The sequence below is a fragment of the Microvirga tunisiensis genome (assembly GCF_009296175.1).
GTDB lineage: Bacteria > Pseudomonadota > Alphaproteobacteria > Rhizobiales > Beijerinckiaceae > Microvirga > Microvirga tunisiensis.
Genome location: NZ_VOSK01000295.1, coordinates 1 through 7619 on the forward strand (window position 1 = coordinate 1; position 7619 = coordinate 7619).

The 7619-nt window shown below is 62.8% G+C and carries 12 protein-coding genes; 4 read left to right on the forward strand and 8 right to left on the reverse strand.

What is annotated here, in order from left to right:
* Positions 1-93: 93 nt before the first annotated feature.
* On the reverse strand, positions 94-630 hold the full coding sequence (locus FS320_RS34275; protein WP_152716858.1) for a uracil-DNA glycosylase family protein: 537 nt from the start codon (positions 628-630) through the stop codon (positions 94-96).
* Positions 631-850: 220 nt separating this feature from the next.
* Here FS320_RS34275 and FS320_RS34280 point away from each other — a divergent pair, with 220 nt between their 5' ends.
* Entirely contained in the window at positions 851-1273 is a 423-nt protein-coding gene (locus tag FS320_RS34280) for a VOC family protein (RefSeq protein ID WP_152716859.1), read from the forward strand.
* A 36-nt stretch (positions 1274-1309) separates the two neighbouring features.
* Here FS320_RS34280 and FS320_RS34285 read toward each other — a convergent pair whose 3' ends face one another.
* Both FS320_RS34285 and cobT read right to left on the reverse strand, forming a co-directional pair.
* Positions 1310-1822, reverse strand: coding sequence for a thermonuclease family protein (locus FS320_RS34285; RefSeq protein ID WP_152716860.1), 513 nt, complete (start codon positions 1820-1822; stop codon positions 1310-1312).
* The gene (gene cobT / locus FS320_RS34290) at positions 1819-2844 is read right to left on the reverse strand and encodes a nicotinate-nucleotide--dimethylbenzimidazole phosphoribosyltransferase (RefSeq protein ID WP_152716861.1); all 1026 of its coding nucleotides are present in this window, start codon (positions 2842-2844) and stop codon (positions 1819-1821) included. Before cobT ends, FS320_RS34285 begins: the two co-directional genes overlap by 4 nt.
* Positions 2845-2921: 77 nt before the next feature.
* On the opposite strand from cobT, the gene cobS reads away from it, so the two are divergent.
* The 3 genes from cobS to FS320_RS34305 are packed head-to-tail and all read left to right on the forward strand — an operon-like array spanning position 2922 to position 4690.
* Positions 2922-3752, forward strand: a complete 831-nt coding sequence (gene cobS / locus FS320_RS34295; RefSeq protein WP_152716862.1) for an adenosylcobinamide-GDP ribazoletransferase — start codon at positions 2922-2924, stop codon at positions 3750-3752.
* A gap of 21 nt (positions 3753-3773) precedes the next feature.
* The gene (locus FS320_RS34300) at positions 3774-3989 is read left to right on the forward strand and encodes a DUF1289 domain-containing protein (RefSeq protein WP_152716863.1); all 216 of its coding nucleotides are present in this window, start codon (positions 3774-3776) and stop codon (positions 3987-3989) included.
* The gene (locus FS320_RS34305) at positions 3989-4690 is read left to right on the forward strand and encodes a retropepsin-like aspartic protease family protein (protein WP_152716864.1); all 702 of its coding nucleotides are present in this window, start codon (positions 3989-3991) and stop codon (positions 4688-4690) included. Before FS320_RS34300 ends, FS320_RS34305 begins: the two co-directional genes overlap by 1 nt.
* 215 nt (positions 4691-4905) lie before the next feature.
* On the opposite strand, the gene FS320_RS34310 is transcribed toward FS320_RS34305, so the two are convergent.
* From FS320_RS34310 to FS320_RS34330, 5 genes are all read right to left on the reverse strand, one after another.
* Positions 4906-5166, reverse strand: coding sequence for a hypothetical protein (locus FS320_RS34310; protein WP_152716865.1), 261 nt, complete (start codon positions 5164-5166; stop codon positions 4906-4908).
* A 408-nt stretch (positions 5167-5574) separates the two neighbouring features.
* Positions 5575-6372, reverse strand: coding sequence for an ADYC domain-containing protein (locus tag FS320_RS34315; RefSeq protein ID WP_152716866.1), 798 nt, complete (start codon positions 6370-6372; stop codon positions 5575-5577).
* Between the two features lie 49 nt (positions 6373-6421).
* Positions 6422-6655 (reverse strand): hypothetical protein, encoded by a 234-nt coding sequence (locus FS320_RS34320; RefSeq protein WP_152716867.1) that lies wholly within the window; start codon positions 6653-6655, stop codon positions 6422-6424.
* A gap of 246 nt (positions 6656-6901) precedes the next feature.
* A complete protein-coding gene (locus tag FS320_RS34325) occupies positions 6902-7093 on the reverse strand; it encodes a hypothetical protein (RefSeq protein WP_152716868.1) in 192 nt (63 codons plus the stop codon).
* A 244-nt stretch (positions 7094-7337) separates the two neighbouring features.
* Positions 7338-7619: IS66 family transposase (locus FS320_RS34330; RefSeq protein ID WP_152716869.1), on the reverse strand; the 282-nt coding region annotated here is incomplete at its 5' end.

Below are 7619 nucleotides of genomic sequence, written 5' to 3' on the forward strand. Positions count from 1 at the left end.
TATCCTGACCAGTACTCCGAGCGGCATCTGCGCACACTCCAGCGGCGTCTGAAAATCTGGCGCCGGGATGCGGCATGGGCCATGGTGTTCGGGTCATCGGATCAAGGCTCGGTGCCCGCAGAGCCCTGAGGCTTGCCGGGAGCATGAAGATGAGGCAACGACCATCCGTGTCGGGAGCATTCTTCGGTGAGGCAATACGAGATGCCATGACTGGGCGTATTGCCCGATCAGCAGAACGAGGTCGAGATCGGGAAGCGCCTCGAAAAGCGGCTGGCGCCAGGCTTCGGCGCATTCCCGGCGCGGACCCAAGTCACCGCCCTTGGAATCGTGTCCCGGAAAGCAGGAGCCCATGGGCACGATGGCGACCTTTGACGAATCATAGAAGGTGGCCTTGTCGATCCCGAGCCAATCGCGCAGCCGAGTTCCCGACCGGTCATCGAACGGAATGCCGCTGGCATGGGCCCGGGTTCCCGGCGCTTGGCTGGCGATGCACAAACGCGCGGTCGGGCTGCCCTGGATGATCGGACGCGGCTCATGCGGCAGGGCCGTTCCATAGCGCGGCGCATCGCGGCAGATCCGGCAGGCTCTCAACTGTGTGGCGAGTTCATCGAAATTCGGAGAGGGATTCATCCCTATCAGATGGTGTCGGGATGGCATTTATTGAGATCGAGAGCTTCGGGCGAAACGTCTCAGCACGACTTGGCCATGCGCCATTCGTCCGATTGCAAGCCACCTGAGGGGACGACAGTCTGTCGCCTCCTTCGGCGAGAGGGAGGCTCATCATCCGGCAGACGATGATACAATCCGATTACGGTTCTCACTGGGGATCCGGGCGTTGAACGGAGGTCACATGAAACCGCGAATTTCGGTGCTGACGCTTGGCGTGGACAATCTGGAGCGGGCCGTCGCCTTCTATCGCGACGGATTGGGGCTCGCGACCGAAGGCATCATCGGCAAGGAGTTCGAGCATGGCGCCGTCGCCTTCTTCGACCTGCAATCGCAACTGAAGCTGGCGGTCTGGGCGCAGGACGATCTTGCCCATGACGCCAGCCTTCCGAAGACGGCTCGCTGCCCCACCGGTTTCACGATCGGCCACAACGTCTCCCAAAAGAGCGAGGTCGATGACGTGATGGAGCAGGCGCGACGAGCCGGCGCTACCATTGTCAAGGAGGCGCAGGACACGTTCTACGGAGGCTATGCCGGTTGTTTCCAGGATCCTGACGGACATGTCTGGGAGATCGTCTGGAATCCGGCCTTCCTCCCTGCAGTTTGATCGCCTGCAGATTGAGCGGGAAGCCTTCAGCCGAGGTCAGCTTCCTTGGGCCCGCTGCCTGCGCCAATCCTGTGGGCGCGTGAACTCGCCCGCCCAGAGGCCGGCCGAGCGGTTGCGGGCACGGGTTTCCTCATGGTCGTGGTCGCGCCCGTAGGAGACGGCCCAGCCCTCCTCCACCATGTGGGCTCCGATGTCTCGCCCGTTCAAGGTGCAGCTGGCGAGAATGCGCTGGTAACGGTCGCGGCCGGTGGCGCGGCAGCGCACGGTCTCGCCGGAGACGAGATCGATCAGGGTCCGGCGCGAAGTCTCGCCACATGCATAGGAACGGCCGGTGCGGGAGCATCGCTGCTCCATCTCGGGCGCATCGATGCCTTTGAGACGGATGCGGGCCTCACCGATGCGAATCGTGTCCCCATCGGTGACCTGGGCCCGACCTTCCAGGGAGCGTCCGCTGGGTTTCAGCACGAACCCGGCCCCGGCGGCGAGCGCCAGCGCGATCGCCAGGGAGGTGATGCCGCTCGACCGGGAGCGGCGCCCCAGCCGTCTCACGACAGGCGCTCGGAAACTCCCGCCTGCCCGAAGGTGGCCATGTCCCGGTGAACCGCCGCCGCCGCCTTCACGAGACCGGCGGCCAGCGCCGCGCCCGATCCTTCGCCGAGCCGCATGCCGAGCGCCAGAAGCGGGATCTTGCCGAGCCGGCCAAGCACATCCTGATGCGCACCTTCGGCACTCAGATGACCGGCGATGCAGTGGTCGATGGTCGAGGGATGAATGGCGTGGAGGATGGCGGCGGCGGAGGTCGCCACATAACCGTCGAGCACCACCGGGATCCGCTGCAGCCGAGCGGCCAGGATCGCGCCCGCCATGGCGGCTATCTCGCGTCCACCCAGGCGGCGCAGCACTTCGAGAGGGTCCTTCAGATGGTCGCCGTGATGAGCGATGGCCGCCTCGACTGCCGCGACCTTGCGCTTGAAGCCCTCGTCATCGACCCCCGTGCCGCGTCCGACCCAATGCTCGGCCGGCCCGCCATAGAGCGCCGTGTAGATGGCGGCGGCAATCGTCGTATTGCCGATCCCCATCTCGCCGATGGCGAGAAGATCGGTGCCGCCGGCAATCGCCTCCATGCCGAAGGCCATGGTGGCGACGCAGGACTTTTCATCCATGGCATCGGCCTCGGTGATGTCCCCGGTCGGCATGTCGATGGCGAGGTCGAAGACCTTGAAGCCCAGCCCATAGGCCGCGCAGATCTGGTTGATGGCGGCCCCGCCCGCGGCAAAGTTCTCGAGCATCTGACGGTTCACGTCCGAGGGAAAGGCCGAGACGCCCTTGGCCGTCACGCCGTGGCTCGCCGCGAAGACGCAGACCAACGGACGATCCACGCTCGGATTCGGCTTCGCCTGCCACGCCGCGAGCCACTCGGCGATCCGCTCCAGGCGGCCTAGGCTCCCGACCGGCTTGGTGAGCTGCCGGTCGCGCAGCTGCACGGCCTCGACGGCCGCCTCGTCCGGACCGGGCATGGTCGTGATCAGACGGCGGATATCGTCGAAAGGTGAGGACACGGCATCAGACATGGAGGGCTCCGGCCCATGGGGCATTGCAGAACGCGAAGAGGCGTGACCTATAACGATCCATGCACGCGGGGTGAAGCATGTCGGAGCAATTTGAACAGGGTGAGGCGGCGACCGTCAGTGGCTGGCAGGCCGTCACGGTCGACCTAGCCCATTGCGTGCGCTTCTATTCCCGCCTTCCAGTGCCAGCCCTGCCCTGGGAGCAGAACGCCCATGCGCTCCCGAGCTTCCCGCGCCTCGTGCGTGTGATCCCATTTGCGGGCCTCCTCATCGGACTCGTGCCTGCGGCGGTGCTGGGATGCGCTCTCCTTCTCGATCTCGGCCCCTGGCTCGCCGCCATTCTGTCGGTGGGCGCCATGGTGCTGGCGACCGGTGCCCTCCACGAGGACGGACTTGCCGATCTTGCCGACAGCTTCGGCGGCTCGACCCGTGAGAAGCGTCTGGAAATCATGCGGGACAGCCGGATCGGCTCCTTCGGTGCTTCGGCCCTCTTTCTGGCCCTGGCGCTCAGAATCGGCGCCCTCGCCACCCTCGCCTCCCGCGTCGATGGCGGAGCCGTCACGGCGGTGGTTCTCCTTGTTGCCTCCCTGTCCCGCACGGCAGGGCTGATGCCCCTCGTCTTTCTCTCCCCGGCCCGTCGGGATGGCATGTCCCAGGCGGTCGGGCAGCCGGCGCGCGAGACGTTCTGGCTCGCGGCGGGGATTGCGGGCGGAATCGCCGTCGTCCTGGGTGCCCTCGCCGGCCTGCCGCCGATCGGCGTCGCCCTGACGCTGGTGCTCTCAGGGCTCTCGGGCGTTGCGCTCACCGGCTTCGCATCGCGGCACCTTGGAGGGCAGACCGGAGATATCGCAGGCGCGGCCCAGCAGGTGGCGGAGATTGCTGCGCTGATCGGCCTCTTGACCGTCCTTTAACCGTGACGACATGAAGATGAGATGACCCGCGTTTCCAGCCCTTGCATCCGTGTCTGCATGCTCGATCCCGAAACAGGCCTCTGCGAAGGCTGCGGCCGCACGCGGGCCGAGATCGCCGGCTGGTACCGGATGAGCGAGGAGGAACGCCAGAAAATCATGGCGGAGCTGCCGAGGCGCATGCGTGAGGCCTTCGCCCTCGAGTCGCCCTTCGCGCCCGAACCGGACAAGGCGGATTGATGCCAGGAATTCGCGGCGCGGGTTTTCTCGTTCTCCTCGCGGCTCTCGTTGTGGGGCTGTTCGCCGAGGATCCCATCGGCGAGTTCGCGCCGATGGAGGCTGCGGGCCTGCTGAGTCTTGGCGGGCTTTCCCTCCTCATGGCAGCTTCCATCGTCGAGGGCTTTTCGCGTCATTGGACCTATGGCGTGCAGGCTGTTGCGGTCAGCGGCGGCATACTCATCGCCCTGCTGGCGACCTATGCGTCCCGGGGCGAACTGCAGACCGTGATCGACCGCGCCATCGGTGACATCGCGGTCGGTCGCACCGTCGTCATGCCGGAGGGCGAGGTGGTGGCCGCGCGCCGGACGGACGGAAGCTTCCTGGTGAAGGGCGAGGTGAACGGTCACGAGACCCGGTTCATCTTCGATACGGGCGCCAGCACCGTCGTTCTGCGGGCGGAGGACGCAGCCGCTCTCGGCTTCAAGTTGGACAGCCTCGATTACTCCATCCCCGTCGCCACCGCCAACGGGGGCGCCCTCGCGGCCCCTGTCGTCATCAGCCGCCTGACCGTCGGCTCGATCACCGAGCGCAACGTCCGCGCGCTGATCGCCCGCTCGGGCGTGCTCCACGCCAATCTTCTCGGCATGTCGTTTCTCGAGCGCCTTGGCTCTTATGAAGTGCGCGGCAACAGGCTGATCTTGAGAGCTAAGATAGGCCCTTGAACTCGTGCGGAGGCGGAGCCTCGGCCTCGCGATCGAGACGGGTCAGGATCAGTCCGACGCTGATCACGGAATCTGCGCCGTCCGTTTCGGCATGTGCCCGCCGGGCAGAAGCTGGCAGCATGTGAGTCGAAAGGAATGGAAGACAAATCGCAGTCGCAGTGTGAAAGAAACGCGTGGACGTAGCGCCCCGCTTTCGCGGAGGGCTATATTGCCTGTCACCGAAGGTCGATCGTCGAGCCGTCCTGCAGGATCACGGCCTTCAACCTTATCGTGCCGGAAGAGGCCTCACGAAGGTGCCCTTGGACATCCTTGCCGTTGATGGTGAGGCCGTTCGCCGTCAGACCGTTAGCAGTTAGACCATTGGCGCTGAGGCCATTGATGGTAAGGCCGTTCGCGACCTGAGCCGCCTGCGCGACAGATAACGTTGAGAGTCCAACGGCAATGGCCAGGATGGCAGCGCATGAACGAAGAGACATTAACTTTTCCTCCAACGTGAGTAAGCGGGCGCCGGGGCTTGTCCGCTGGAGATACGATAGGGTGAATATTGTTACAGTAAAGCTCGGAGACAAAGACTTGTGCCAGAATTCGCAAGACTCTGTGTGAATTCTCACATGGGGCTTATGTTCAAAGTTGCACGAACAATTACAGGTAGCAGAATTGTCAGTCTGAATACAGCCGAAGCTCTCAGCAGCAACTCGTTTCATCTTTTAGTTAAACGTGCCGCGCATTCCTTTTGTTGTCGTCGGGGCACGCAGATCATGCGGTCGCGCGCACTGCGCCAATCTCCTCACCTGGACCATTCGGGGTGCCGCGACCCTGACCAGAAGCACGGCGACAGAATGATCTTAAATGCGCGGGACGTTGTCAGCCGATCGGATTGACCTTCACTTGCGAAGGGGAGCCACCACGACCGACTGGTTGAAGATGAGGGCGTGCGAATTCGCCCGCATGGCATCCTCGCTGCAGGCTTCCGGTCCCAGATGTCCTTCCAGGCGTGGGTAACGCTCGGCCAATTGTTCGAGGGTGATGGTGTCGGGGATGCGCGGATGAGCGACGCAGACGGCTCCCTCCGGTCCCCAGGCCGCCTCGAATTCCATTCCGTCAGCGGCCCCTGGATCCTGAATCCCGAAGCGGTCATAGAGGTTGATCAGGGTTCCGTTCCTCGTGCTTGGGCGGTCGTCGCCCCCGTAATCGGCACGAAGCAGATGGATGCAGGCCTGGAGGAGGTCGCGCATCGGCACGCCCTCCCTGGTTTCCCAGGGACGATATCCGAACAGGACGCATTTGCCCTCAGCGCCGCTGGTGCAGGTGAGATTGAAACCGCCCTTCCCGTCCGGAAATGCGAAGGCCGCGTGGCGCCCGCTCGGATCGGGGTGGCAGAGATCGCCCACACTCCCGTCAGCCTGGCGCACCGACAAGCGATAGAGCGGCATGGGCGCGCGAAGAATGGTCCTGTCCTCCTCGAAACCATCGATCCGCACCTCCACGTCCTGCTGACCGTTTCCCAGGATCAACTTCAGCCCGATAAGACCATCCCGGCGCAGGACGCGTCCGTCCTCCAGCCTGAGAACGAGCTCGGTCTCCTCAAGCCTGATCTGCCCCTCGAGGGCCAGCACCGGCTGAGCTCTCTCGAAGGCGAGGGCAAGGATCAGACCGAGAGCGATGAGAAACGATTTGCGCATGAGTTGACGGCTCCCCGGGCGACCGCGGAGCCGCTCCTTGTCGATGAGCTTACTTGAGACGGACGCGAGAGCCGTCCTTCAGGATGACGGCTTTGATCTGCACCGTGCCGGTGGCGCCCTGTGGTGCGAACCCATTGATTGTCAGACCATTCGCACTCTGGCCATTTGCGCCGTTCGGCGGCAGCCTTTCGTCATCGATCTCCGCGAACCAGGCCTGAGCCTCTGCGGTTGCTGCGAGCCCAAGACCTAAGGCAAGGATGGCTGGTAGAGAGCGGATCTTCATGATGGCCTCCCATGATGTTTGGTGACCACGCCCAAGCTAGGCCCTTGCCACCGCCCAAATGGTAGGGTGAATATTGTTTCAGTGAAGGCCTCATATTGTTATTTTATATCGAAAGGTGCGGAACGGCACTTCGCCTCTTCAGAAAAGAGCCTTGCAACGATCCTAGTCGTGGATGGTGGCAACCTGAGTCCGAAGGGTGAGTAAGCCTCTCCACTGCTTGACGAGGCTTCTTGCTTCATATCAGCATTATTCGATGAGCAGGACCTGCTCGTCCTGCAAGACGATCGCCTTGAGCCTCAGACCGGCAGACCTTTCTGTGCCATTCACGCTCAGGCCGTTGACGCTGAGGCCGTTTGCCACCTCGAGTGCGCTTGCATCTGTTGCGATCGAAAGTCCAAACGCGACCGTAAGAACCGAAATATAAGAGCGGATGAACATGTTCTTTCCTTAGTTGTTGTTTCACTATCTCAGGAAGTCATTTCGTATAATAAGGTGAAGCGATAATAAATACTTCAAACAATACTTGGTATATAATCGATGACTGTCCGCATACTAAAACGATCAACTGTGGATCGTTTAAATTTCACTTATTGCTACACCAGTAAATGTTCATTGAATTTGAATAAATCGTGCAGCAAGGCGACCGCGAAGTAATTACCCACGCCCCATTTTGACCTGAGGTTCAGGTGGACACGGTCTGAAGAATTGTCTTGAACGCGTTGGTTCCCGGGCCGAGACGCGCCGTGTCGACGACGGTGCGAATGTCTGCTTCGCCTTCGGCCGCCCACATGGCCCGATAGCCATTGGTCACCTTGCGCTGAATCACGGCCGGTCTGAGCGCGCGTTCGCAGGCGTTGTTGGTTGCCTCAACCAATCCGGGCCAGTGGGCGAAGGTCAGAAGCTGATCGCGAGCGCGCCGGACCTTGCTCTGAAGGGCGCGGGCGAGATCACAGGAGGTCGGCGC